This window comes from Kosakonia sp. SMBL-WEM22 (genome assembly GCF_014490785.1).
Classification (GTDB): Bacteria; Pseudomonadota; Gammaproteobacteria; order Enterobacterales; family Enterobacteriaceae; genus Kosakonia.
Genome location: NZ_CP051488.1, coordinates 3,221,275 through 3,246,963, shown reverse-complemented (window position 1 = coordinate 3,246,963; position 25,689 = coordinate 3,221,275). Strand labels below are relative to the sequence as shown.

General features: G+C 57.2%; 23 protein-coding genes. 15 read left to right on the top strand and 8 right to left on the bottom strand.

Annotated elements, in window-relative coordinates; all coding sequences use genetic code 11:
• Window positions 1-163 precede the first annotated feature (163 nt).
• From bglX to HF650_RS15590, 5 genes are all read left to right on the top strand, one after another.
• Window positions 164-2,461, top strand: coding sequence for a beta-glucosidase BglX (gene bglX, locus HF650_RS15610; RefSeq protein ID WP_187799412.1), 2,298 nt, complete (start codon window positions 164-166; stop codon window positions 2,459-2,461).
• A gap of 140 nt (window positions 2,462-2,601) precedes the next feature.
• The gene (locus HF650_RS15605; RefSeq protein WP_094421025.1) at window positions 2,602-3,519 is read left to right on the top strand and encodes an ABC transporter substrate-binding protein; all 918 of its coding nucleotides are present in this window, start codon (window positions 2,602-2,604) and stop codon (window positions 3,517-3,519) included.
• Between the two features lie 6 nt (window positions 3,520-3,525).
• Entirely contained in the window at window positions 3,526-4,680 is a 1,155-nt protein-coding gene (locus tag HF650_RS15600) for an ABC transporter permease (protein WP_187799411.1), read from the top strand.
• Window positions 4,673-5,620, top strand: a complete 948-nt coding sequence (locus HF650_RS15595; protein ID WP_187799410.1) for an ABC transporter ATP-binding protein — start codon at window positions 4,673-4,675, stop codon at window positions 5,618-5,620. Before HF650_RS15600 ends, HF650_RS15595 begins: the two co-directional genes overlap by 8 nt.
• Window positions 5,604-6,341: an ABC transporter permease gene (locus tag HF650_RS15590; protein ID WP_187799409.1), complete on the top strand. Its 738-nt coding sequence runs from the start codon at window positions 5,604-5,606 to the stop codon at window positions 6,339-6,341. Before HF650_RS15595 ends, HF650_RS15590 begins: the two co-directional genes overlap by 17 nt.
• Here HF650_RS15590 and HF650_RS15585 read toward each other — a convergent pair.
• Together HF650_RS15585 and HF650_RS15580 are read right to left on the bottom strand one after the other, a co-directional pair.
• The gene (locus HF650_RS15585; RefSeq protein ID WP_023479821.1) at window positions 6,316-6,429 is read right to left on the bottom strand and encodes a protein YohO; all 114 of its coding nucleotides are present in this window, start codon (window positions 6,427-6,429) and stop codon (window positions 6,316-6,318) included. The genes HF650_RS15590 and HF650_RS15585 overlap by 26 nt on opposite strands.
• Before the next feature lie 60 nt (window positions 6,430-6,489).
• Window positions 6,490-7,224, bottom strand: coding sequence for a MerR family transcriptional regulator (locus HF650_RS15580; RefSeq protein WP_187799408.1), 735 nt, complete (start codon window positions 7,222-7,224; stop codon window positions 6,490-6,492).
• Between the two features lie 219 nt (window positions 7,225-7,443).
• Between HF650_RS15580 and HF650_RS15575 the strand changes: the two genes are divergently transcribed.
• The 3 genes from HF650_RS15575 to HF650_RS15565 are packed head-to-tail and all read left to right on the top strand — an operon-like array spanning window position 7,444 to window position 10,368.
• Entirely contained in the window at window positions 7,444-9,132 is a 1,689-nt protein-coding gene (locus tag HF650_RS15575; protein WP_187799407.1) for a sensor histidine kinase, read from the top strand.
• Window positions 9,126-9,845, top strand: coding sequence for a two-component system response regulator BtsR (gene btsR, locus HF650_RS15570; RefSeq protein WP_187799406.1), 720 nt, complete (start codon window positions 9,126-9,128; stop codon window positions 9,843-9,845). The genes HF650_RS15575 and btsR overlap by 7 nt, the downstream gene beginning before the upstream one ends.
• A gap of 52 nt (window positions 9,846-9,897) precedes the next feature.
• Entirely contained in the window at window positions 9,898-10,368 is a 471-nt protein-coding gene (locus tag HF650_RS15565) for a DUF1456 family protein (protein WP_187799405.1), read from the top strand.
• 89 nt (window positions 10,369-10,457) lie between these two features.
• On the opposite strand, the gene HF650_RS15560 is transcribed toward HF650_RS15565, so the two are convergent.
• Together HF650_RS15560 and metG are read right to left on the bottom strand one after the other, a co-directional pair.
• Window positions 10,458-10,913 carry a YehR family lipoprotein gene (locus HF650_RS15560; RefSeq protein ID WP_023479721.1) on the bottom strand — a complete coding sequence of 152 codons (456 nt, stop codon included), beginning with the start codon at window positions 10,911-10,913 and terminating at the stop codon, window positions 10,458-10,460.
• 90 nt (window positions 10,914-11,003) lie between these two features.
• The gene (metG, locus tag HF650_RS15555; protein ID WP_187802710.1) at window positions 11,004-13,034 is read right to left on the bottom strand and encodes a methionine--tRNA ligase; all 2,031 of its coding nucleotides are present in this window, start codon (window positions 13,032-13,034) and stop codon (window positions 11,004-11,006) included.
• A gap of 165 nt (window positions 13,035-13,199) precedes the next feature.
• On the opposite strand from metG, the gene apbC reads away from it, so the two are divergent.
• Window positions 13,200-14,309, top strand: coding sequence for an iron-sulfur cluster carrier protein ApbC (apbC, locus tag HF650_RS15550; protein WP_187799404.1), 1,110 nt, complete (start codon window positions 13,200-13,202; stop codon window positions 14,307-14,309).
• Window positions 14,310-14,926: 617 nt separating this feature from the next.
• Here apbC and HF650_RS15545 read toward each other — a convergent pair.
• The 4 genes from HF650_RS15545 to HF650_RS15530 all read right to left on the bottom strand — a co-directional run bounded on the left by HF650_RS15545 (window position 14,927) and on the right by HF650_RS15530 (window position 18,159).
• Complete coding sequence (locus tag HF650_RS15545) at window positions 14,927-15,352, bottom strand: GNAT family N-acetyltransferase (protein WP_187799403.1); 426 nt, start codon at window positions 15,350-15,352, stop codon at window positions 14,927-14,929.
• Window positions 15,353-15,364: 12 nt separating this feature from the next.
• Window positions 15,365-15,700 carry an RcnB family protein gene (locus HF650_RS15540; RefSeq protein WP_187799402.1) on the bottom strand — a complete coding sequence of 112 codons (336 nt, stop codon included), beginning with the start codon at window positions 15,698-15,700 and terminating at the stop codon, window positions 15,365-15,367.
• A gap of 196 nt (window positions 15,701-15,896) precedes the next feature.
• Window positions 15,897-16,910: a zinc-binding alcohol dehydrogenase family protein gene (locus HF650_RS15535; protein ID WP_187799401.1), complete on the bottom strand. Its 1,014-nt coding sequence runs from the start codon at window positions 16,908-16,910 to the stop codon at window positions 15,897-15,899.
• Window positions 16,911-17,046: 136 nt separating this feature from the next.
• Complete coding sequence (locus tag HF650_RS15530; RefSeq protein WP_187799400.1) at window positions 17,047-18,159, bottom strand: ABC transporter ATP-binding protein; 1,113 nt, start codon at window positions 18,157-18,159, stop codon at window positions 17,047-17,049.
• A gap of 342 nt (window positions 18,160-18,501) precedes the next feature.
• Between HF650_RS15530 and HF650_RS15525 the strand changes: the two genes are divergently transcribed.
• From HF650_RS15525 to HF650_RS15500, 6 genes are all read left to right on the top strand, one after another.
• Window positions 18,502-19,737 (top strand): extracellular solute-binding protein, encoded by a 1,236-nt coding sequence (locus HF650_RS15525; protein WP_187799399.1) that lies wholly within the window; start codon window positions 18,502-18,504, stop codon window positions 19,735-19,737.
• Window positions 19,738-19,794: 57 nt separating this feature from the next.
• Window positions 19,795-21,102 carry a sugar ABC transporter permease gene (locus HF650_RS15520; RefSeq protein WP_124967835.1) on the top strand — a complete coding sequence of 436 codons (1,308 nt, stop codon included), beginning with the start codon at window positions 19,795-19,797 and terminating at the stop codon, window positions 21,100-21,102.
• Between the two features lie 9 nt (window positions 21,103-21,111).
• The gene (locus HF650_RS15515; protein ID WP_042716650.1) at window positions 21,112-21,963 is read left to right on the top strand and encodes a sugar ABC transporter permease; all 852 of its coding nucleotides are present in this window, start codon (window positions 21,112-21,114) and stop codon (window positions 21,961-21,963) included.
• A 4-nt stretch (window positions 21,964-21,967) separates the two neighbouring features.
• On the top strand, window positions 21,968-23,155 hold the full coding sequence (locus tag HF650_RS15510; protein WP_187799398.1) for an arabinogalactan endo-beta-1,4-galactanase: 1,188 nt from the start codon (window positions 21,968-21,970) through the stop codon (window positions 23,153-23,155).
• A gap of 30 nt (window positions 23,156-23,185) precedes the next feature.
• Window positions 23,186-25,243, top strand: a complete 2,058-nt coding sequence (locus tag HF650_RS15505; RefSeq protein WP_187799397.1) for a beta-galactosidase — start codon at window positions 23,186-23,188, stop codon at window positions 25,241-25,243.
• Window positions 25,244-25,307: 64 nt separating this feature from the next.
• Window positions 25,308-25,619 carry a glucose PTS transporter subunit EIIB gene (locus tag HF650_RS15500; RefSeq protein ID WP_187799396.1) on the top strand — a complete coding sequence of 104 codons (312 nt, stop codon included), beginning with the start codon at window positions 25,308-25,310 and terminating at the stop codon, window positions 25,617-25,619.
• The last annotated feature ends 70 nt before the right edge of the window (window positions 25,620-25,689 follow it).

Sequence of the window (25,689 nt, the reverse complement as noted above, 5' to 3'; positions counted from 1 at the left end):
AATATTTCGTTACTAATGTTAGCTCCAGAGGATGCCCGAAGGGGAGCGAATTAACATAAAAATCAGAGCCTGGCGCTGCAAGACGTGCCAGGATTATGGCACACTGCGTTTTTCCGCGGCCCGTTACCGCGGTTTTTGCTGAAAATACAAGAGAGTAAACGACATGAAATGGCTATGTTCTGTAGGTGTCGCTGTGAGCCTTGCGCTGCAACCCGCGCTGGCCGAAGAGATGATTGCTAACCATCCTTTGACGCCGCAAGCCAGGGACGCCTTTGTCACTGACCTGCTTAAAAAGATGACCGTGGATGAGAAAATAGGCCAGCTGCGCCTGATAAGCGTCGGGCCGGATAACCCGAAAGAGGCGATCCGCGAGATGATTAAGGCAAGCCAGGTCGGGGCTATTTTCAACACCGTCACCCGCCAGGACATTCGTGCCATGCAGGATCAGGCGATGCAGCTTAGCCGCCTGAAAATTCCTCTCTTCTTTGCCTACGATGTGGTGCACGGGCAGCGCACCGTTTTCCCTATCAGCCTTGGACTTGCCTCCAGCTTTAACCTCGACGCGGTGAAAACCGTCGGGCGCGTCTCTGCCTATGAAGCTGCCGATGATGGCCTGAATATGACCTGGGCACCGATGGTCGACGTCTCGCGCGATCCGCGCTGGGGCCGTGGCTCGGAAGGCTTCGGGGAAGATACCTTTTTGACCGCTGAAATGGGCCGCACCATGGTCGAAGCGATGCAGGGCAAAAGCCCGGCGGATCGCTACTCGGTGATGACCAGCGTCAAACACTTCGCCGCTTATGGCGCAGTGGAGGGGGGTAAAGAGTACAACACCGTCGACATGAGCCCGCAGCGCCTGTTCAACGACTATATGCCGCCCTACAAAGCCGCACTCGACGCCGGCAGTGGCGGGGTGATGGTGGCGCTTAACTCGTTGAACGGCACGCCCGCTTCATCAGATTCCTGGCTGCTTAAAGATCTGCTGCGCGATGAGTGGGGCTTTAAGGGCATCACCATTTCCGATCACGGCGCCATTAAGGAGCTGATCAAACACGGCACCGCCGCCGATCCGGAAGATGCCGTGCGCGTGGCGCTGAAGTCCGGCATCAACATGAGCATGAGCGACGAGTACTACAGCAAATACCTGCCGGGGCTGATCAAGTCCGGCAAAGTGACGATGGCGGAGCTGGATGATGCCACGCGCCATGTGCTGAACGTCAAATATGATATGGGGCTGTTTAACGATCCCTACAGCCACTTAGGGCCGAAAGAGAGCGACCCGCAGGACACCAACGCTGAAAGCCGCCTGCACCGTAAAGAGGCGCGGGAAGTGGCGCGCGAAAGTATGGTGCTGCTGAAAAACCGTCTCGAAACATTGCCGCTGAAAAAATCGGGCACCGTGGCGGTAATTGGGCCGCTGGCGGACAGCAAGCGCGACTCCATGGGTAGCTGGTCTGCCGCCGGGGTGGCCGATCAGTCGGTCACCGTGCTGACCGGTATTCGCGACGCGCTGAAGGACAAAGGCCAGGTGATCTACGCCAAAGGGGCGAATATCACCAACGATAAAGGCATCGTTGATTTCCTTAATCTCTACGAACCGGCAGTGGTAGTCGATCCCCGCTCTCCGCAGACGATGATCGATGAAGCAGTGGCCGCAGCGAAAAAATCTGACGTCGTAGTGGCCGTCGTGGGTGAAGCGCAGGGGATGGCGCACGAAGCCTCCAGCCGCACCGATATCACCATTCCGCAGAGCCAGCGCGATCTGATTACCGCCCTGAAAGCGACCGGCAAGCCGCTGGTGCTGGTGCTGATGAACGGACGTCCGCTGGCGCTGGTGAAAGAGGATCAGCAGGCTGACGCCATCCTTGAGACCTGGTTTGCCGGTACCGAAGGCGGCAATGCCATCGCCGATGTACTGTTTGGCGACTACAACCCCTCAGGCAAGCTGCCGATGTCCTTCCCGCGCTCCGTGGGGCAGATCCCGGTCTACTACAGCCACCTGAACACCGGCCGCCCTTATAACGCCGATAACCCGAACAAATACACCTCTCGCTACTTTGATGAAGCCAACGGCCCGCTCTATCCCTTTGGCTATGGTCTGAGTTACACCACCTTTAACGTGTCGGATGTGAAGATGTCTGCGCCGACCCTGTCCCGCGGTGGCAGCGTGGATGCAAGCGTTGAGGTGACCAACACCGGCAAGCGCGAAGGGGCAACGGTGATCCAGATGTATGTGCAGGATGTTACCGCTTCGATGAGCCGCCCGGTGAAACAGCTGCGCGGCTTTAAGAAGGTCAACCTGAAACCGGGCGAGACGCAGACCGTCAGCTTCCCGATCGATGTCGACGCGCTTAAGTTCTGGAACCAGCGCATGAAGTACGACGCCGAGCCGGGCAAGTTCAACGTCTTCATCGGTGTCGACTCCGCCCGCGTCAACCAGGGCGAATTTGAATTAAAGTAACCACTCATCAGGCCGGGCAACCGGCCTTTTTTATTATCCGCACTACCGTTTCGCACCACTTCACCTTCGCGTCGCTATTTTTCAGCTACGCTTTTTTCTCAAGCTGCTGATAAAGGCAGTAAAAAAATGAGGGATAAACCATGACACTCAGCCGAAAACTTGCCTGCTCAGTGGCGCTAATGGCCGCCGTAAGCTTACCGTTGCAGGCCGCAGAACCAATCAAAGTGGGATCGAAAATCGATACTGAAGGGGCGCTGCTTGGCAATATTATTTTGCAGGTGCTGGAGAGCCACGGCGTAAAAACCGTCAATAAAGTGCAACTCGGCACCACGCCGGTGGTGCGTGGCGCGATTACTTCTGGCGAGCTGGATATCTACCCGGAGTACACCGGCAACGGCGCCTTCTTCTTTAAAGAGGAGAACGATCCGGCATGGAAAAACGCGCAGCAGGGCTACGAGAAGGTGAAAAAGCTCGACGCTGAGAAGAACAAGCTTATCTGGCTGACACCAGCACCGGCCAATAACACCTGGACTATCGCTGTGCGTCAGGATTTGGCGCAGAAGAACAAACTCACCTCTCTCGACGATCTCAGCCGCTACCTGAAAGCGGGCGGCGAGTTCAAACTGGCCGCTTCGGCGGAGTTTATTGAGCGTGCTGATGCGCTGCCTGCCTTTGAAAAAGCCTACGGCTTCGATCTGAAGCAGGATCAGCTGCTGTCGCTGGCCGGTGGTGATACGGCGGTGACGATCAAAGCGGCGGCACAGCAAACCTCCGGCGTTAATGCCGCGATGGCCTACGGTACCGATGGCCCGGTGGCGGCGCTCGGCTTGCAGACATTAAGCGATCCGAAAGGCGTACAGCCAATCTACGCCCCGACGCCAGTAGTGCGTGAAGCGGTGCTCAAAGCCTACCCCGAGCTGGATAGCTGGCTGAAGCCGGTCTTTGCCAGCCTTGATGAGAAGACCCTGCAGAAGCTGAATGCCAGCATTGCGGTAGAGGGGCTGGATGCGAAGAAAGTCGCGGCAGACTACCTGAAAGAAAAAGGCCTGGTGAAATAAGGCGTGATGGAGGGATCGAAACGCTGCCACAACCGCGTGCTATTGCTGCTGGTTGTGCTGGGAGGGCTGGCGGCGTGGCTGCCGTTTATCAACTATGCGCCAAACCGACTGGTTTCCGGCGAGGGGCGCGCGCTGTGGCAGCTCTTCAGCGGCCTGTGGCTGCTTGCGCCCGCGCTTCTGCTGATCCTCTGCTTTGTGCCGGGGCGCAGTGCGCAGGCGGCAACGCTGCTGCTAGCGGAGCTTCTCTTCTGCCTGCTGGTGTGGAGCGCAGGCCGCGCAGCAACGGATCTGGCGCAGAGCGGCAGTGCGCTGGCGCGCACCTCGCCCGGCAGCGGCTTATGGCTATGGTTGGCGCTCAGCCTGCTCGCCTGTAGCGATGCCATTCGCCGCCTTGTTGCTCACCCGGTGTGGCGCTGGCTGCTGCATGTGCAGATTTGGCTGTTGCCGCTCTGGCTGCTGCTTAGCGGCGAGCTGGATAACCTCTCGCTGCTGCATGAGTACCGCAACCGCCAGGAGGTGTTTGATGACGCGCTGGCGCAGCACTTAACCTTGCTGTTCGGCACGCTGCTCCCGGCATTAGCCATCGGTTTCGCGCTCGGGCTGTGGTGTTATCGCCATCCGGCGCGGCAGGGGCCGGTCTTCACCGCCCTCAACATTATTCAGACCATCCCCTCGGTGGCGCTGTTTGGCCTGCTGATCGCGCCGCTTGCCGGGCTGGCGCAGCACTTTCCGTTCCTCGCCTCATTAGGTATTGCCGGTACCGGCATCACGCCAGCACTGATTGCGCTTATTCTCTATGCCCTGTTACCGCTGGTACGCGGCGTGGTTGCCGGGCTGAACGAGGTCTCCGCCGATGTGCTGGAGAGCGCGCAGGCGATGGGGATGAGTGCGGCGCAGCGCTTCTGGCAGGTGCGGATCCCGCTGGCGCTACCGCTGTTACTGCGCAGCCTGCGGGTGGTGGCGGTTCAGACGGTCGGCATGGCGGTGATCGCCGCACTGATTGGCGCAGGCGGCTTTGGCGCGCTGGTCTTCCAGGGGCTACTCAGCAGCGCGCTGGATTTAGTGCTGCTCGGAGTGATCCCGGTTATTGGCCTGGCGGTGGCGATTGACGCACTTTTTGGCCTTGCCCTCGCGCTGTTGAAGGTAAAACACCATGATTGAATTTCACAACGTTTCCAAAAATTTTGCCGGGCAGCGAGCGGTAAATCAGCTCAATTTGCAGATGAAAAGCGGTGCCTTTTCGGTACTCATTGGTACCTCCGGCTCGGGAAAATCGACCACCCTGAAGATGATTAACCGCCTTGTCGAACATGATGAGGGGGCCATCACCTTTGCCGGAGAGGAGATCCGCAGCCTACCGGTGCTTGAACTGCGCCGCCGCATGGGCTACGCCATTCAGTCGATTGGGCTCTTTCCCCACTGGACGGTGGCGCAAAACATCGCCACCGTGCTGCAACTGCAAAAATGGTCACGCGGCAAGCGCGACGCGCGGGTGGATGAGCTGATGGCGCTGCTCGGGCTGGAGCCGGGGCTGCGCGATCGCTTTCCACACCAACTCTCCGGCGGGCAGCAGCAGCGTGTCGGCGTTGCTCGCGCGCTGGCCGCCGACCCGGAAGTGCTGTTGATGGATGAACCTTTTGGCGCGCTCGACCCGGTTACCCGCAGCGCCCTGCAGCAGGAGATGGTACGCATTCACCGCCTGCTCGGGCGCACCATTGTGCTGGTGACCCACGATATTGATGAGGCGTTGCAGTTAGCCGATCATCTGGTTCTGATGGATGGCGGCAACGTGGTGCAGCAGGGGACGCCGCTGGAGATGCTGACCGCGCCGCAGAGTGATTTTGTGCGTGAGTTTTTTGGCCGCAGCGAGCTGGGCGTGCGCCTGCTCTCCCTGCGCCAGGTGAGCGACTATCTGCGCGACGAACCGGTCAGCCACGGACAGCCGTTGCAGGCGCAGATGAGCCTGCGCGAGGCGCTCTCTGCCTTTGTCGCCCAGCGCAGCGAGGTGCTGCCGGTGCAGGATGCTAACGGGCAGCCCTGCGGCAGCCTCCATTTTCGCGATCTGTTACGCGGGGAGGCGGCTGGTGAAAATATTGCGTGATCCGCTGCTCTGGCTGCTGGCACTGTTTATCGCGCTGCTGTTTGGCATGCCCCACACTGCGCCACTCTTTAGTGCGCTCTTTCCGCAACTCCCGCGTCCGGTCTATCTGCAGGAGAGTTTTGTCGCGCTGACGCTGGCCCATTTCTCGCTGGTGGCGCTCTCAAGCATTATTGCGGTAGCCATTGGGCTGGGCGTCGGCATTGCCGTGACACGGCCCGGCGGGCGTGAATTTCGTCCGCTGGCAGAAACCATTGCCGCCGTCGGGCAGACCTTTCCACCCGTTGCGGTGCTGGCAATTGCAGTGCCGGTGATGGGGTTTGGCAAAGCGCCAGCCATCATCGCGCTGGTGCTCTATGGCGTGCTGCCGATTTTACAGGGGACGCTGGCGGGCATTGCTGCGGTTCCGGCAAGCGTGCAGAGCGTGGCGCAGGGGATGGGGATGAGCGGCTGGCAGCGCTTGATCAAAGTGGAGCTGCCGTTGGCCGCGCCGCTAATTGTCGCCGGGGTTCGTACCTCGGTGATTATCAATATCGGTACGGCAACCATTGCTTCTACTGTCGGGGCAAGCACGCTGGGAACGCCGATCATCATCGGCCTGAGCGGATTTAATACGGCCTATATTGTGCAGGGGGCAGTGCTGGTGGCGCTGGCGGCAATCATTGTCGATCGGGGGTTTGAACGGCTGGCGCTGCGGCTTAACCGGCACCGCCGCGCACGATAAACGAATAACCAGCCAGCATTACGCCGCCGATCCCGCCGATGGCCATCAGCAGAAAGATTGCGATGACAAGAATTTTACCAGGCTTCATCTCAGGCTCCTTTAAAGTGAGGCCGGCATTATAAAGGCATTGTGAGTTGTTAATGCAACATTAAATGCCGAGAAGCCACACCTGGTGCCCTGACTCTTGCCATGCCTGCAACTGCTGCTGCTGCGCGGGGGAGGGGGTGTCGCCACACCACACCAGCAGCATCTGGCCTTTAAACATCTCCGGATGGAACTGCGTAAAAGGGTGCGCAAGAATGCCGACCTGCCACTCCTGCTGGCTGGCGATCCAGCCCTCAATCCATATCCGGGTGCTATCCTGCACGTCCCAGCCGACCACCAGCGCCGGGCGTCCATGCGCCTGCTGCCGCGACGTCGACAAGCTCCCGGCAATCAGGCTAATCAGAATGCCATCCAGCAGGCTAAGCTTCGCCTGGTAAGCGGGGCGTGAGCTCTGTAAGCGCGTGCGTAACGGGTTAATCAACTGCTGCGCCAGCGACTTCGCCGGATGGTCGCGCATCAGTTCGCTTAGCCACTGCTGGAGGGTGTTGCCATCTCGCTGTTGCAGCAGGTGCATCGCCCGCTCCTGGTGGCTTTGCCAGACGTCGTGGCGCTTGTCGCTGCTGTTCGCCAGCAGCGCCTGGACTTTGCTGACCTGTACGCCCGATTCAACCCAGTGCTGGATTTCACGGATGCGATCGATATCCGCCTCGGTGAAGAGTCGGTGGCCGCCATCCGTACGTTGCGGCGTTAACAGACCGTAGCGGCGCTGCCACGCACGCAGTGTGACGGGGTTGATATCGCATAACAGAGCAACTTCACCAATAGTGTAAAGTGCCATGATCTCTCCTTTGCTTCCCGAATGCCGGTGTAACTGTAGACCTTTCTTGGGTGTGAAGACAACAATGGTAACGATTTGTTTACTCTTTGTTCATAACTACACATACCCTGGCACAATATGTGACTCAGAGCACGAATTTCTCTTTTTTTAACGCCTGTCGAAGAAACCTTGGCTGACTCGCTGTATGTTACGCGCTTTATGTGATGCGGTGTGGCGGGTATGTACGAGTTCAATCTGGTGTTGCTGCTGCTTCAGCAGATGTGTGTGTTTCTGGTGATCGCCTGGCTGATGAGCAAGACGCGCCTCTTTATACCGCTGATCCAGGTCACCGTGCGCCTGCCGCACAAGCTGCTCTGCTACGTCACCTTCTCCATTTTTTGCATTCTCGGCACCTATTTCGGCCTGCACATTGAAGACTCTATTGCCAACACCCGTGCGATTGGCGCGGTGATGGGCGGCCTGCTCGGCGGCCCGCTGGTCGGCGGGCTAGTGGGGCTTACCGGCGGGCTGCACCGCTACTCAATGGGCGGCATGACTGCGCTGAGCTGCATGTTCTCGACCTTTATCGAGGGGCTGCTTGGCGGGCTGGTGCACAGTTTTCTTATCAAGCGCGGGCGCACTGACCGCGTGTTCAACCCCTTTACCGCCGGAGCCGTCACCTGCGTGGCGGAGCTATTACAGATGGTGATCATCCTGCTGATTGCTCGCCCCTTCGAAAGCGCGCTGCATTTAGTGCAGAGTATCGCCGCGCCGATGATGGTGACCAATACTGTCGGCGCGGCGCTCTTTATGCGCATTCTGCTTGATAAGCGTGCCATGTTTGAGAAATATACCTCGGCCTTTTCCGCCACGGCGCTGAAAGTGGCCGCTTCCACCGAAGGCATTCTGCGCCAGGGCTTTAATGAAGAGAACAGCATGAAGGTAGCGCAGGTGCTCTATCAGGAGCTGGATATCGGCGCGGTGGCGATCACCGATCGCGAACGGCTATTAGCCTTTACCGGCGCGGGGGACGATCACCACCTGCCGGGGCGGCCTATCTCATCTGTCTGGACGCAACGGGCGATTGAGACCGGCGAGGTAGTTTATGCTGACGGGAATGAGGTACCGTACCGCTGCTCGCTGCACCCGCAGTGCAAGCTCGGCTCGACGCTGGTGATCCCGCTGCGCGGCGAAAACCAGCGCGTGGTCGGCACCATCAAACTTTATGAGGCGAAAAACCGCCTCTTTAGCTCCATCAACCGCACGCTGGGGGAGGGGATCGCGCAGCTGCTCTCGGCGCAGATCCTAGCCGGGCAGTATGAGCGGCAAAAGGCGCTGCTCACCCAGTCGGAGATCAAACTGCTGCATGCGCAGGTCAACCCGCACTTCCTGTTTAACGCGCTCAATACCATTAAAGCGGTGATCCGCCGCGACAGCGATGAGGCCGGGCTGTTGGTGCAGTATCTCTCGACCTTTTTTCGTAAAAACTTGAAACGCCCTGCAGAAATCGTCACCCTTGCGGATGAGATTGAGCATGTGAATGCCTATTTGCAGATCGAAAAAGCGCGCTTTCAGGCGCGGTTGCAGGTACGGCTTGAGGTGCCGGAAGCGCTGGCGCACTTGCGTTTGCCCGCCTTCACGCTGCAACCGATTGTTGAAAATGCGATCAAACACGGCACCTCTCAGCTGCTGGGCGTGGGCGAGATCACCCTGCGTGCCAGCCAGCAGGCGCAGCATCTGATCCTGGATATTGAGGATAACGCCGGGCTTTATCAGCCGAAAAAGGATGCCGGTGGCTTAGGAATGAGTCTGGTGGATAAGCGGCTGCGCGCCCGTTTTGGTGACGAGTGCGGCATCAGCATCGCCTGCGAGCCGGATCTTTTTACCCGCATTACCTTACGACTCCCTCTGGAGGAAGAGGCATGTTAAGAGTGCTGATTGTTGATGACGAACCGCTGGCGCGGGAGATGTTACGCAGCCTGCTACAGGAAGAGCGCGATATCGAGGTGGTGGGCGAGTGCGGTAACGCCATTGAAGGGATTAGTGCTGTGCATAAGCTGCGCCCCGACGTGCTCTTTCTTGATATCCAGATGCCGCGCATTAGCGGGCTGGAGATGGTCGGTATGCTCGATCCCGGTAACCGCCCCTACGTCGTCTTTCTTACCGCTTTTGATGAGTATGCGGTGCAGGCGTTTGAAGAACATGCCTTCGACTACCTGCTTAAGCCGATTGAAACGCAACGGCTGACCAAAACACTTAACCGCTTGCGTCAGGATCGCGGCATACAGGATGTGTCGCTGCTGGCGGAAAATCAACAGCCGCTGAAGTTTATCCCCTGCACCGGGCATAGCCGCATCTGGTTGCTGCAGATGGAGGAGGTGGCGTTTGTCAGCAGCCGGATGAGCGGCGTCTATGTGACCAGCCACGAAGGTAAAGAGGGCTTTACCGAGCTGACGCTGCGCACGCTAGAGAGCCGCACGCCGCTGGTGCGCTGCCACCGGCAATATCTTGTTAATATGGCTTTTCTTAAGGAGATCCGCCTTGAGGATAATGGCCAGGCCGAGCTGCTGCTGCGCGACGGGCTGACGGTGCCGGTAAGTCGACGCTATCTGAAAAATTTAAAAGAGGCGTTGGGGTTGTAAATTCCTGCGCGATGCCTACACTGCGCGCTGGTTCATCATTTCGGAAAGAGACATGCTAAATAACGATATCCTGCGCAGCCTGCGTTACACCCTGCAGGTCGACAACACCGCGCTGGTGCGCATTCTGGCGCTGGCGGACACTGAAGTCACGGCTGAACAGCTGGTTCCGTGGCTGCGTAAAGAGGATGAGGAGGGGTATAAACCCTGCCCGGATATTGTGCTGTCGGCGTTTCTTAATGGGCTGATTTATGAGAAGCGTGGCAAAGATGAGAGCGCGCCGCCCCTCGCCATGGAGCGCAAAATCAACAACAATATCGTGCTGAAAAAGCTGCGCATCGCCTTCTCGTTAAAGACCGACGATATTCTGGCGATCCTCACCGAGCAGCAGTTCCGCGTCTCAATGCCGGAAATCACTGCGATGATGCGCTCCCCGGAGCATAAAAATTTCCGCGAGTGCGGCGACCAGTTTTTGCGCTACTTCCTGCGCGGGCTGGCGGTACGTGGACAGAAGCCGAAGAGCTAACCGGTTTAGCCCATAAAAAAACCGCATCCACGCAAGGTGATGCGGTTTGATTAGCCCGGCAGGCAATGTGCTACCGGGCAGTAAACGCCTTATTTCACTTCTTTAAAGCCGCGCGCTTTCAGCAACTCTTCTGACTGCTTCATGCTGATTTTACCGTTAACCGTGCCGGTAAATTCAGAACCCTGCAGGCTGTTGAGCTGAGCGAAGTCTACTTCGTTGTAGTCAACTTCCAGCGTCTCCTGAGCATAGGTCTCTTCATACGCTACGCTCTCTTTTACACCTTTCACACTCTGGTATTTTTTGCTGATCGGATCCAAAACCTTCATCGCTTCTTCTTTGGTTTTCGCACCAATAGAGGAGTATTCGATTTTGTTCTTCGCGGTCTGACGCTCTACTTCATCGCCCTTGTAGTAGTAAGTCAGCGTCACTTCCGTGCCGCCCGTCGCCCAGGTAAAGGTTTTGCTCTCTTCTTTATCACCACAGCCGGTCAGGCCAACAACTAAAGCGACAGAAAAGAGTGCTGCAATGATTTTGCTGAATTTCACGATAATCCCCTATTTTCCATGTGAGGTAATGTTTTGTAAGACTGCGTATAACAGTATAGAAAAAGGCGCTGAATTCAGCGCCTTATTTTTTTATTTAACTTGCTGACCCGCTTTTGCACCGCTGTCCGGGCTGAGCAGGAAGATATCGCTGCCGCCAGGACCCGCTGCCATCACCATCCCTTCGGAGATGCCAAAGCGCATTTTGCGCGGCGCGAGGTTGGCCACCATCACCGTCAGACGGCCAATCAGCGCGCTCGGATCCGGGTAGGCGGAACGAATGCCGGAGAAGACATTACGCTTCTCACCGTCGAGATCGAGCGTCAGGCGCAGCAGCTTATCTGAGCCTTCGACAAACTCGGCGTTCTCAATCAGCGCCACGCGCATATCGACTTTGGCGAAATCGTCAAAGCTGATGGTCTCCTGAATCGGGTTGTCTGCCAGCTCGCCCGTTACCGGCGCGGCTGCGGCTTTCACCTCCTCTTTCGAGGCTTCAACCAGCGCTTCTACCTGTTTCATCTCAATGCGGCTATAGAGTGCTTTAAATGGATTCACTTTATGGCCGAGCAGCGGTTCGTTAATCGCGTCCCATGTCAGCGTAGTGTTGAGGAACGCTTCGGTGCGTGCGGCCAGCGACGGCAGAACCGGCTTCAGCCAGGTCATCAGTACGCGGAAGAGGTTGATGCCCATCGAGCAGATCGCCTGCAGGTCGGCGTCACGCCCTTCCTGTTTCGCGACAACCCATGGGGCCTGCTCATCAACATAGCGGTTTGCTACATCAGCGAGCGCCATGATTTCGCGCACCGCTTTACCAAACTCGCGGCTCTCCCACGCGCTGCCAATGGCGGCGGCGGCGTCGGTGAAGGTTTTATACAGCGCCGGATCGGCCAGCTCTGACGCCAGCACGCCGTCGAAGCGTTTCGCGATAAAGCCCGCGTTACGCGAAGCCAGGTTCACCACTTTGTTAACGATATCGGCGTTCACGCGCTGGACGAAATCCTCCAGGTTGAGGTCGATATCATCAATGCGCGACGAGAGCTTGGCGGTGTAGTAGTAGCGCAGGCTGTCGGCATCGAAATGGTTCAGCCAGGTGCTGGCTTTAATAAAGGTGCCGCGCGATTTGGACATCTTCGCGCCGTTAACCGTTACGTAGCCGTGTACAAACAGGTTGGTCGGCTTGCGGAAACCGCTGCCTTCCAGCATCGCCGGCCAGAAAAGACTGTGGAAATAGACGATATCTTTACCGATAAAGTGATAGAGCTCGGCGTCGGAATCTTTTTTCCACCAGTCGTCAAAGTTGAGATCGTCGCGCTTGTCGCAGAGGTTTTTGAACGAACCCATATAGCCAATCGGCGCATCCAGCCAGACGTAGAAATATTTGCCCGGCGCGCCCGGAATTTCAAAGCCGAAGTAGGGCGCATCGCGGGAGATATCCCACTGTTGCAGACCGGATTCGAACCACTCCTGCATTTTATTCGCCACCTGCTCCTGCAGCGCGCCGCTGCGGGTCCACGCCTGCAGCATTTCGCTGAACGACGGCAGGTCGAAGAAGAAGTGCTCGGAATCGCGCATTTCCGGCGTCGCACCGGAGACCACCGACTTCGGCTCAATCAGCTCGGTCGGGCTGTAGGTCGCGCCGCACACTTCGCAGTTATCGCCATACTGATCCGCCGCTTTACATTTCGGGCAGGTGCCTTTTACAAAGCGGTCCGGCAGGAACATGCCTTTTTCCGGATCGTAGAGCTGGGAGATGGTGCGGTTTTTGATAAACCCGTTCTCTTTCAGACGGGTGTAGATAAGCTCGGCCAACTCGCGGTTCTCATCGCTGTGCGTTGAGTGGTAGTTGTCGTAGCTGATGTCGAAGCCAGCAAAATCGGTCTGATGCTCCTGACTCATTTCGCCAATCATCTGCTCCGGGGTTATCCCCAGTTGCTGTGCTTTCAGCATAATCGGCGTGCCGTGAGCGTCGTCCGCGCAGATGAAGTTGACCTGGTGGCCGCGCATTCGCTGGTAACGGACCCAGACATCAGCCTGGATGTGCTCCAGCATATGGCCGAGGTGGATGGAGCCGTTGGCGTACGGCAGCGCGCACGTTACCAGAATTTTCTTCGCGACTTGAGTCATAGTTGGCATTACATCTTCTTGAGAAAAAGGGTTTTCGATATTACCAAAAGGGTAACAATCGCGCCAAGCGATAAGGGCATTAATCCATAAATGGATAATTATTCCCTTTGGGGTAAACTTGAGCGCTACAAATGTCGTTTTCAGAACAACTACAAAGGAGTCGGGATGAGTTCGCAATCCCAGGCCAAATCCCCGGAAGCCTTACGGGCAATTGTCACCGGGACGCTGGCCGATTTTCAGCACCCCACCCTCAAACATAACCTGACAGCACTGAAAGCCGTCCACCATGTTGCATGGCTGGATGAGACCCTGCACGTCGAGCTGCTGATGCCGTTCGTCTGGAGTAGCGCTTTCGAAGAGCTGAAAGCTCAGTGCAGCGCCGAGCTGCTGCGTCTGACCGGCGCGCGCGCCATCGACTGGAAGCTGTCGCACAATATCGCCACCCTGAAGCGGGTGAAAAACCAGCCGGGCGTTAACGGCGTGAAAAATATTATCGCCGTCAGCTCCGGCAAGGGCGGGGTAGGGAAATCCTCTACCGCCGTTAACCTTGCGCTGGCGCTGGCTGCGGAAGGGGCGAAAGTCGGTATTCTCGATGCCGATATCTACGGCCCGTCGATCCCGATGATGCTGGGCGCGGAAAATGAGCGTCCGACATCACCAGATGGCACGCATATGGCGCCGATTATCGCCCATGGCCTGGCAACCAACTCAATTGGTTATCTGGTGACGGATGATAATGCGATGGTGTGGCGCGGGCCGATGGCCAGCAAAGCGCTGCTGCAGATGTTGCAGGAGTCCATGTGGCCAGATCTCGACTACCTGGTGCTCGATATGCCGCCAGGCACGGGTGATATCCAGCTGACGCTGGCGCAAAATATTCCAGTCACCGGCGCGCTGGTGGTGACCACGCCGCAGGATATCGCGCTGATTGATGCTAAAAAAGGCATTGTGATGTTCGAGAAAGTGGAGGTGCCGGTGCTCGGCATCGTTGAGAACATGAGCATGCATGTGTGCAGTAACTGTGGTCACCATGAGCCGATTTTCGGCACTGGCGGCGCAGAGAAGCTGGCGGAGCAGTATCACACGCAACTGTTGGGCCAGATGCCGCTGCATATCTCGCTGCGTGAAGATCTCGATAAGGGGACGCCGACGGTGATAAGCCGCCCGGACAGCGAGTTCACCGCCATTTACCGCAACCTCGCCGGCCGCGTAGCCGCCCAGCTTTACTGGCAGGGTGAAATCATCCCAGGAGAGATCGCGTTCCGCGCAGTGTGATTGACGATGCCGCTGAAACGGTGTAGGCCGGATAAGCGTGTAACGCGCTATCCGGCATTCTCACCGCGGCACAATTGCCGGATGGCGGCTCCGCCTTATCCGGCCTACGGTAACTAATCCGCTGAATCGGCGTAGGCCGGATAAGCGTTTACGCGCCATCCGGCAATGGGGTTGGATTGGTGGAATGGTTCCGTTCACCGGGCGTGCGGCGTAATGTTTTACTCATCGGTGCGGTGAACGGGACAAGGGGAGCGGCCGCGCTCCCCTTGTCAATCCCCGCGGCCCCGCGAGGAAATCGGTGCTTCGCACTACGCTCACCTCCCGCGTGTCTGACTGCGGCCGGCTCGACTCGACTTACTCGCCCGTTCCGGGACTCGCTCCCTGTCTCGGTTCGCCTCTGTCCGCCATCCATGGCGTCCAGACCTTGTCATTCACGCTCCGGTTCGCCGATTTCAGCGGGGGTCAACACCGCCGCTGTAAGATGGGCATCGAATGGAAAACAGTTGCGGCTGGAACGGCGTAGGCCGGATAAGCGTTTACGCGCCATCCGGCATTGTATCGCGGCATCGATTGCCTGATGGCGGCTTCGCCTTATCAGGCCTACGAAATGACAAAACCTACTTCAACACATAGTGCATCAGCACATAATCCCCCTGCGGAGAGACGCCTTTGGCTTCAATACGCCAGCCGTGGCGCTGGTAAAAGTTGAGCGCCAGGTTATTACGCAGCAAACACTTCAGCGCGCCGGTGCTGGTAAAGGTGCTCTGCACATGCTCAAGCAGTGCGCTGCCGACACCTTTTCCCTGAAACACCGGGTCGATAAACAAGTTATGCAGGAAGTTGTCATTCTCCAGGACCGATGCGAACCCCATCCGATGTCCATCTTCCTCTGCTACCCAAACCACCTCTCCCAGCGTCGCGGAGTCAAAATCTTCCAGCGACCAGTCGCTGCTATCCAGCCAGGTCCAGGCTTCTTTACGGGCATGCAGATACAGGGTACGCAGAAACGGCCTGTCACTCTCCTGCCAGCGGCGGATAATCACAGGCGCTCCCGGTTAACGATGATAGAAAATGTCGCCATTGTAGGCTTTGAGGATTTTGCCGTCGGCATCGGTGATCAACACGTAGTTGCCGCCCATGTAGGTCCAGTGGCTGCCGGCATCCGGCGCGGGAAGGTTACGCAACTTCCACTGCTTGATGTTGTAATCGTCGCTGCGGTACATCTCCGGCACCGTGTCGCCAATGGTGAATTTGGTAAAGTCGGCAACAAACTCTTTCACTTCAAATGACTGTGTGCCGCTTGCAGGCGGCGACGCGGGCGGAGTTTCAGCATAGGTAGCCGAAGCCGTCGCCAGCAGCGCACCCAGAAGCATCATTTTTGTTTTACGCATACTCTCTCCAGGTTGTTCTTATACATTTCACGTAGTTGCATAAATAGCACGACATCATTGCCGTTTACAGACAGCGGAGCAACCAGCAAAAAATAACGCTTTGGTAAAAAGTGTAAGCAAACCCAGGAAAAAGCAGTGCGGGCGGAGAACGAATTTCGCTCTCCGCCCGGCAGGTTTGGGAGTAATCCTGGCAGGATCAGCCCGCAAATCCCTCCAGCACGATTTTGCCCACCGCGCGCTGGCTCTCAAGCAGCGCATGGGCCTTACGCAGGTTAGCGGCAGTGATCGCACCGCCGTGCTCGCCCAGCGTGGTTTTCAGCACGCCGCTGTCGATCAACTCCGCCACCCGCGTCAGCAGCTGATGCTGGGCGATCATATCGTCAGTGGTAAACATCGAGCGGGTAAACATAAATTCCCAGTGCAGCGAAATGCTCTTCGCTTTCAACGGCATCGCATCCAGGCTGTCAGGATCGTCAATCAGCGCCAGTTTGCCCTGCGGTTTGAGGGCGTTAATCAGCTGTTGATAGTGATCCTGCGTATTGGTGAGGCTGGCAACGTGGGTCACCTCTTTAATGCCGATCCGCGCCAGCTCTTCGGTCAGCGGCTTGCTGTGGTCAATCACGTGGTGCGCGCCGCGATCTTTCACCCACTGCTGGCTGGCAGGGCGCGAGGCGGTGCCGATCACCGTCATACGGGTCAGCTGGCGTGCCAGCTGCGTGAGAATCGAACCGACCCCACCCGCAGCACCGACAATCAGCAGCACATCGCCGTCGTTGCCATTTTCTTTGACAGCGAGGCGGTCAAACAGCAGCTCCCAGGCGGTAATCGCCGTCAGGGGCAGGGCGGCGGCAGAAGCGTTATCGAGCGAAGTGGGCTTGCGCGCCACAATGCGCTCATCAACCAGCTGATATTCACTGTTACTTCCCGGTCGGGTTAAGGCGCCGGCGTACCACACTTCATCGCCCGGTTGAAACAGCGTGACCGCCTCGCCGACCTCTTTTACTACGCCTACCGCGTCCCAGCCGAGCACGCGTGGCGCATCGGCATTAAAACCGGCGCGCACTTTGGTATCCACCGGGTTCACGGAGATGGCTTTTACTTCCACCAGCAGATCGTGACCGCTGGCTTGCGGTTGCGGCAGGTCAATATCGGTGAGGGCATCAAGGTTGCTGCCGCCTGCGGCGGCGCGGGTAATGGCGATGGCTTTCATAACAGGCTCCGTTTTGTTGGTTTTCATCACTGCCACTAAGGGTAGACAACGCAGCTTTGATGAAAAACCCGCAAAATGGAGCAGCACTTATCGCGCTCGAGTGAAAATGCAGTGCCGGATGGCTCCGGCCTGGGCGTTACAAATCGTGGTTGGGCACCGGGATATCGGCGCTGACACGCTGATCCTGCTCGTCAAAGATCATACAGTGGCTGCTGTCGAAGGCGAGGGGGATCTTCTGCCATGGGCGGAAATGCACATCGCCCGGCAGCAGGATTTTTATATTGTCGTGGCCATAACATTGACCAAACAGATAGGTGTTGTTGCCCAGCCGCTCCACCACTTCGCACTGAAACTCAAGCGGCACGCCGCCCGTCATATTGGTCGAGAGGTGCTCCGGGCGAATGCCGAGCGTAATCGCTGCGCCCACCTCCAGCGGTGAGGTGGTGATGCCAAGAGTCAGCTGGTGGCCCTGAGCAAGGGCAATAGTCACTTCGCCGGGCTGCCACTGGCTTACCGTGGCGGGCAGGAAGTTCATCTTCGGCGAGCCGATAAAGCCGGCGACAAACTTGTTTTTCGGGTTGTAGTAGAGCGACATGGGCGAGCCCATCTGCTCAACGTTGCCGTAGTTCATCACGACAATTTTGTCCGCCAGCGTCATCGCTTCCACCTGGTCATGAGTGACATAGACCATGGTGGTTTTCAGCTCCTGGTGCAGGCGCGCAATGTGCAGTCGCATCTCAACGCGCAGCTCGGCATCGAGGTTAGAGAGGGGTTCATCAAACATAAAGACGCGCGGGTTGCGCACAATCGCGCGGCCAATGGCGACACGCTGGCGCTGACCGCCGGAGAGCTGCTTCGGTTTGCGATCGAGCAGGTGGCTCAGTTGTAGGGTCTTCGCCACCATCTCCACCTGGCGGCGGATCTCCTCTTTCGGCACTTTGTTCACTTTCAGCCCGTAGCCCATGTTCTCCGCGACGGTCATATGAGGGTAGAGCGCATAGGACTGGAACACCATCGAGACACCGCGATGGGCGGGCGCGACATCATTCATCACTTCATCGCCAATCAACACTTCGCCTTCGCTCACCTCCTCAAGACCGGCAATCATGCGCAGCATGGTGGATTTCCCGCAGCCGGAGGGGCCGACAAACACCGCAAACTCGCCATCATCAATCGATAGATTGACATTGTTCAGCGTCACCGTGTCGCCAAACCGCTTGGTGACATTTCTCAGTCGTATATTGGACATCAACGTTCCCCGAATGTAATAGCCGTTACTGGCCGTTTGTCAGCTGTTTTGTTTTACGTATAACAATCAGGAGACAGTGCTGCTCAACGGCGAAAAATCATGGCCTGACTATAACTTCCACGGATTTAGCGCCCTATACTCAATTTTCATTTCTGTAACATTGGTCACATAACGCAACGTTTATTCTCGTTTTATCGCTGGTTAAAGCGTAGCGTATAACAAATCTGATAAGGCGAATAAATACGTCTTAAGCCCTGCAATATCAGGTGGTTTACCAGAGTGATGACCTGATGATGCGCCATAAAAACCATGAAATTGTTATACCTTGACATGAGGTTGATAATGAAAAAGAAGACCCTTACCGCACTGATTTTAACAACGCTTGCCGCCGGGCAGCTTGTCGGCCTGCAGGCGCACGCCGCCGCACAGCAACTCAATGTCTGGGAAGACATCAAAAAATCGTCCGGCATCCAGGATGCGGTGCGCGATTTTGAGCAGAAATATAACGTTAAAGTAAACGTGCAGGAGATGCCCTACGCCCAGCAACTGGAGAAACTGCGCCTCGATGGTCCGGCAGGCATCGGCCCGGATGTGCTGGTGATCCCCAATGATCAGTTGGGCGGCGCAGTTGTGCAAGGGCTGCTGACCCCCCTGAATCTGGACAAAGAAAAGGTTGACGCCTTTACGCCTGCCTCCATCAACGCCTTCCGCCTCGACAACACCCTCTATGGCGTGCCGAAAGCGGTAGAGACGCTGGTGCTGATCTACAACAAAGATCTTATCGACAAGCCTTTGCAAAGCCTGCCGGAGTGGCTCGACTACTCGAAAAAAGAGCGCGCACAGAACAAATATGGCCTGCTGGCGAAGTTCGATCAGATTTACTACAGCTGGGGCGCGATCGGCCCAATGGGCGGCTATCTGTTCGGTAAAAACGACAAAGGGGGCTATAACCCGCAGGATATCGGCCTCAATAAACCCGGCGCGGTAGAAGCCGTTACCTTCCTGAAAAAATTCTATGCCGAAGGGGTATTCCCATCGGGGATCCTCGGCGATAACGGGCTGAACGCCATCGATTCGCTGTTTACTGAGAAAAAAGCGGCGGCGGTGATCAATGGCCCGTGGGCGTTCCAGCCCTACGAAGCCGCCGGCATCAACTACGGCGTGGTACCGCTGCCAAACCTGCCGGATGGCAAACCGATGAGTTCCTTCCTCGGCGTGAAAGGTTATGTCGTCTCTACCTGGTGTAAAGACAAAGCGCTGGCGCAGCAATTTATCGAGTTTATCAACCAGCCGCAGTACGTGAAAACGCGCTATATCGCCACGCGCGAAATCCCGGCGCAGAAAGCGATGATTGACGATCCGGTGATCAAAAACGATGAGAAGGCGAGCGCCGTTGCGGTGCAGGCCGCCCGTGCAACCGCGATGCCGGGCATTCCGGAGATGGGTGAAGTGTGGGGCCCGGCGAATGCTGCGCTGGAGCTGAGCCTGACCGGCAAGCAGGCTCCGCAGGCGGCGCTGGATGCCGCAGCTAAGCAGATCCAGATGCAGGTCGAAGCAATGCAGGCCAGTAACCAGTAACCGCGTGTTGGTACAGAAACGGGAGGGTGACCTCCCGTTGTCGAAAAGGAGTCGTACGTGATTATCAGTCCCAGCGAACATTTTGCCAAAGCGCCCGGCGCAGGGCGTCACGCGTGGTGCGGGCTGCTGTTGGCCATCGTGCCGGGCTTTGGCCAGTTCTACCATCGCCAGTGGCTGAAAGGCCTTATCTTTCTTGTGCTGCTGGCGAGTTTTACCGGCATCTTCTCTGATTTTCTGCGCGAAGGGCTGTGGGGGTTATACACCCTTGGCGAAGAGGTGCCGCGCGATAACTCCATCTTCCTGCTTGCAGAGGGGATCATCAGCGTGCTGATCATCGCCTTTGGCCTGATGGTGTGGGGGCTCTCAATGCGCGATGCGTGGCTGAATGGCAAAAAACGCGATGCCGGAAAGCCGCTCAACAGCGTGCGCAAGCAGTACCAGATGCTGCTCAGCGACGGCTTTCCCTACCTGATGATTAGCCCGGGCTTTATCCTGCTGGTGTTCGTGGTGATTTTCCCGATCCTCTTCGGCTTTGCCATCGCCTTTACCAACTACAACCTCTACCACACACCGCCCGCTAAACTGGTCGACTGGGTGGGATTAAAGAACTTCATCAATATTTTTACCCTGTCGATCTGGCGCTCAACCTTCTTTGACGTGCTGCAGTGGACGGTGGTGTGGACGCTGCTGGCGACCACCTTGCAGTGCAGTGTCGGCGTGCTGCTGGCGATCCTGGTGAACCAGAAAGATCTGCGCTTTAAGCCGCTGGTGCGCACCATTTTTATCCTGCCGTGGGCGGTGCCGGGTTTTGTCACTATTCTGGTTTTCGCCGGGATGTTCAACGACTCCTTTGGCGTGATCAACAACGCGATCCTCGCCTTCTTCGGCATCGACCCGAAACCGTGGCTGACGGATCCCTTCTGGACCAAAACCGCGCTGATCATGATGCAGACCTGGCTCGGTTTCCCGTTTGTCTTTGCCATGACTACCGGCGTATTGCAGGCGATTCCCGACGATTTGTATGAAGCGGCGAAGATGGATGGCGCGGGCACCTTTACCCGGCTGCGCACCATTACGCTGCCGCTGGTGCTCTACTCGATTGCGCCGATCATCATCACGCAATACACCTTCAACTTTAACAACTTCAACATCATCTACCTGTTTAACAACGGCGGACCGGCGGTGGCCGGCGCGAACGCGGGCGGCACCGACATTCTGGTGTCGTGGATCTATAAGCTGACGATGTCCTCATCGCAGTACGCTATCGCGGCCACCATTACCATTCTGCTGTCGATTTTTGTTGTCGGCCTGGCGTTGTGGCAGTTCCGCGCCACCAAATCGTTCAAAAACGACGACATGGCATAAGGGAAGAAAATGGCTCAATCACAAAGTATTCGCCGCGAGAAGGTTATTCGCCTGACGCTCTCCTGGCTGGTGATAGCAGCGGTGTCGCTGACGATTATCTACCCGCTGGTGTGGACGATTGGTGCGTCGCTGAACGCCGGCAATAGCCTGCTCAGTACCTCGATCATCCCGGAAAACCTTTCGTTCCAGCACTATGCCGATCTCTTTAACGGTCAGGTCAACTACCTCACCTGGTACTGGAACTCGATGAAGATCAGTCTGTTGACGATGATCCTGACCTTAATCAGCGTCAGCTTTACCGCCTACGCCTTTTCGCGCTTTCGCTTTAAAGGCCGCCAGAACGGGCTGATGCTCTTTTTACTGTTGCAAATGATCCCGCAGTTCTCGGCGCTGATTGCGATTTTCGTTCTCTCGCAGCTGCTCGGGCTTATCAACAGCCATATGGCGCTGGTGCTGATCTACGTCGCCGGGATGATCCCGATGAACACCTATCTGATGAAGGGCTACCTGGATGCCATTCCGCGCGATCTGGATGAGTCCGCGCGCATGGATGGTGCCAGCAACTTCCGCATCTTTATCGAGATCATCCTGCCGCTGTCGAAACCGATTATCGCGGTGGTGGCACTCTTCTCCTTCACCGGCCCGCTGGGGGATTTCATCCTCTCAAGTACCATTTTGCGCACGCCGGATAAATACACGCTGCCGATCGGGCTTTATAACCTCGTGGCGCAAAAAATGGGTGCCAGTTATACCACTTACGCCGCGGGCGCGGTGCTGATTGCAGTACCGGTGGCGATCCTCTACCTGGCGTTACAAAAATATTTCGTCTCCGGCCTCACCTCCGGCAGTACAAAAGGATAAGCATATGAAAAGACTGACTCCCGCTCTGCTGGCGGTATGCCTCGCTGCCAGTTTTTCTGCCAGCGCAGTGACTACGCGCCCGTTTACCCGGATGCCGGCCGACTTTATTAAAGGGGCGGATATCTCCACGCTGCTCGATGCGGAAAAGCACGGGGCGAAATTCTATAACGACAAAAACCAGCCGCAAGATGCGCTGGCCATCCTGAAAGCCAACGGCGTCAACTATGTGCGTCTGCGGCTGTGGGTTGACCCAAAAGATGCGCAGGGCAATGCCTATGGCGGCGGCGATAACGATCTCGCTACCACTCTTGCGCTGGCGAAGCGGGCAAAAGCGCAGGGCATGAAGCTGCTGCTCGATCTGCACTACAGTGATTTCTGGACCGATCCGGGCAAGCAGTTCAAGCCGAAAGCCTGGGAGAAGCTCGACTATCCGCAGTTGAAAAGCCGGGTGCATGACTACACCCGCGACACGATTGCGCAGTTTAAACAGGCGGGCGTGTTGCCGGACATGGTGCAGATCGGTAATGAGATCAATGGCGGCATGCTGTGGCCGGAAGGTAAAAGCTGGGGGCAGGGCGGCGGCGAGTTTGACCGGCTGGCCGGGCTGCTCACTGCCGGAATCGATGGGGTCAAAGAGAACCTGAATAACGGCGAGCAGGTGAAGATCATGCTGCACCTGGCCGAAGGCACCAAAAATGACACCTTCCGCTGGTGGTTTGATGAGATAACCAAACGCAACGTACCTTTTGATGTGATCGGCCTGTCGATGTACACCTACTGGAACGGGCCAATCAGCGCCCTGCAGGCCAACATGGATGACATCAGCAAGCGCTACAACAAAGATGTCATTGTCGTCGAGGCGGCCTACGCCTATACGCTGGCGAACTGCGATAACGCCGAGAACAGCTTCCAGGCGAAAGAGGAGAAAGCGGGCGGCTACCCGGCGACGGTGCAGGGGCAATATGACTATGTGCACGATTTAATGCAGTCGGTCATTAATGTGCAGGGCCAGCGCGGCAAGGGCATTTTCTACTGGGAACCGACCTGGATTGCCGTCCCGGGCAACGGCTGGGCCACGCCCGCTGGCATGAAATATATCAATGACCACTGGAAAGAGGGCAATGCGCGAGAAAACCAGGCGCTGTTTGATTGCCAGGGAAAAGTGCTGCCGTCGGTGAAAGTCTTTAATTAATTATCGTGTTGTAAATTTCAGGAATGAATAATGAATAAATTTGCGCCTTTAAGCCCGAAGGTCGTCTCGCTATTGCATGGCGCGGACTATAACCCGGAGCAGTGGGAAAACTATCCCGGTATTATTGATAGCGATATTGCCATGATGCAGCAGGCAAAATGTAATGTGATGTCAGTCGGGATATTTAGCTGGTCGAAACTCGAGCCGCAGGAGGGGATATTTAATTTCGCCTGGCTCGATGAGGTCATTGAGAAATTATATGCCGCCGGTATCCATATATTTCTCGCCACGCCGAGCGGCGCGCGTCCGGCATGGATGTCGCAAAAATATCCGCAGGTGCTGCGCGTTGGGCGCGATCGCGTGCCCGCCCTGCACGGTGGCCGCCACAACCACTGTATGAGCTCGCCGGTCTACCGTGAAAAGACGCTGAAGATCAATACGCTGCTGGCGGAGCGTTACGGGCAGCATCCGGCGGTGCTCGGCTGGCACATCTCCAACGAGTATGGCGGCGAGTGCCACTGTGATTTGTGCCAGCAGAAGTTCCGCGACTGGCTGAAGGCGCGCTATCAGACGCTGGAGGCGCTGAACCACGCCTGGTGGAGCGACTTCTGGAGCCACACCTACAGCGACTGGTCGCAAATTGAGTCGCCTGCGCCGCAGGGCGAAGTCTCCATTCATGGCCTGAACCTTGACTGGCGACGCTTTAACACCGCTCAGGTGACGGACTTTTGCCGCCATGAAGTCGCTCCGCTGAAGGCGGCCAACGCGGCGCTGCCGGTAACCACCAACTTTATGGAGTACTTCTACGATTACGACTACTGGCAGCTTGCCGAGGCGATCGACTTTATCTCCTGGGATAGCTACCCGATGTGGCACCGCGATAAAGACGAAACCCAGCTCGCCTGCTACACCGCCATGTATCACGACATGATGCGCACGCTGAAAGGCGGCAAGCCCTTCGTGCTGATGGAGTCGACGCCCAGCGTCACCAACTGGCAGCCAACCAGCAAACTGAAAAAGCCGGGGATGCATATTCTCTCCTCTTTGCAGGCGGTGGCGCATGGTGCCGATTCGGTGCAGTACTTCCAGTGGCGCAAAAGCCGTGGCTCGGTGGAGAAGTTCCACGGCGCGGTAATTGACCATGTCGGCCATCTTGATACCCGCGTTGGCCGTGAAGTCTCCGCCCTTGGCGAGATGCTCAGCAAGCTGACTCCGGTGATGGGTTGTCGCACCGAGGCGCGGGTGGCGATTATCTTCGACCAGCAGAACCGCTGGGCGCTGGATGATGCGCAGGGGCCGCGTAACAAAGGCATGGAGTATGAAAAGACGGTTAACGAGCACTATCGCCCCTTCTGGGAGAAGGGCGTGGCGGTGGATGTGATTAATGCCGATGCCGATCTCAGCCGCTACCATCTGGTGATCGCCCCGATGCTCTATATGGTGCGCGACGGTTTCGCCGAACGCGCCGAGACCTTTGTCGCCAGCGGCGGGCATCTGGTCACATCCTACTGGAGCGGCGTGGTCAACGAGAGCGATCTCTGCCACCTGGGCGGTTTCCCCGGCCCATTGCGCAACCTGCTTGGCATCTGGGCGGAAGAGATTGACTGCCTCGACGATAACGAGCGGAACCTGGTGCAGGGGCTGGCGGGCAACGAGGCGGGCTTACAGGGACCCTATCAGGTGCGCCATCTCTGCGAGCTGATCCAGCTTGAGGGAGCGCAGGCGCTGGCGACCTACCGGGATGATTTCTATGCTGGTCGCCCGGCGGTAACGGTTAACGCCTTCGGCAAGGGTAAAGCCTGGCATATCGCTTCGCGTAATGATCTGGCGTTCCAGCGGGACTTCTTCGCCAACCTTATTGACACGCTGTCGCTGCCGCGAGCGCTTAACGTTGAGCTACCGCCGGGCGTGGTGGCGACCGCGCGGGAAGATGGCGAACAGGCGTTTGTCTTTATTCAGAACTTCACCGCCCAGCAGCAGAACATTACGCTGCCGCCAGGTTATCACGACTGCCTGAGCGAGGCCTCCGTCAGCGGTGCGCTGGCGCTCAAACCCTGGGATTGCCGCGTCGTTCGCCGCGAGGCATAGCCCACTCTGCGCGCCTGCCCATCCGGGCAGGCGTTTTTTTATCTGCTGATTACGGAGACCTGCGATGGTAAGCCTTAAGTCCTTCCTGCATTACTTCTCTGAAGCCAAACCGGCTACCCCGCTCAGCGATGCTGAGCGAGAGAAAATTGAGCGGCTGGCTGCGGCATTTGGTGGCGAGACGAATATTGAACAGGTTGATGCCTGTCTGACACGCCTGCGCGTCACGGTAAAAGAGTTAACCCGGGTCGATTCGCAGGCACTACAGGATGAAGGCGCGCTGGGCGTCATTATTCTCGGCCAACAGGTACATGCTATTTTTGGCAAGCAGTCTGACGCGCTGCGTAAATTACTCGAGGAACGTTTTTCTGCCCGTTAATAATAAAAAAGGGATACCCGCAACGGGTATCCCAAATAAAAAATAACGAACGCAGTGGCAATATAAACCT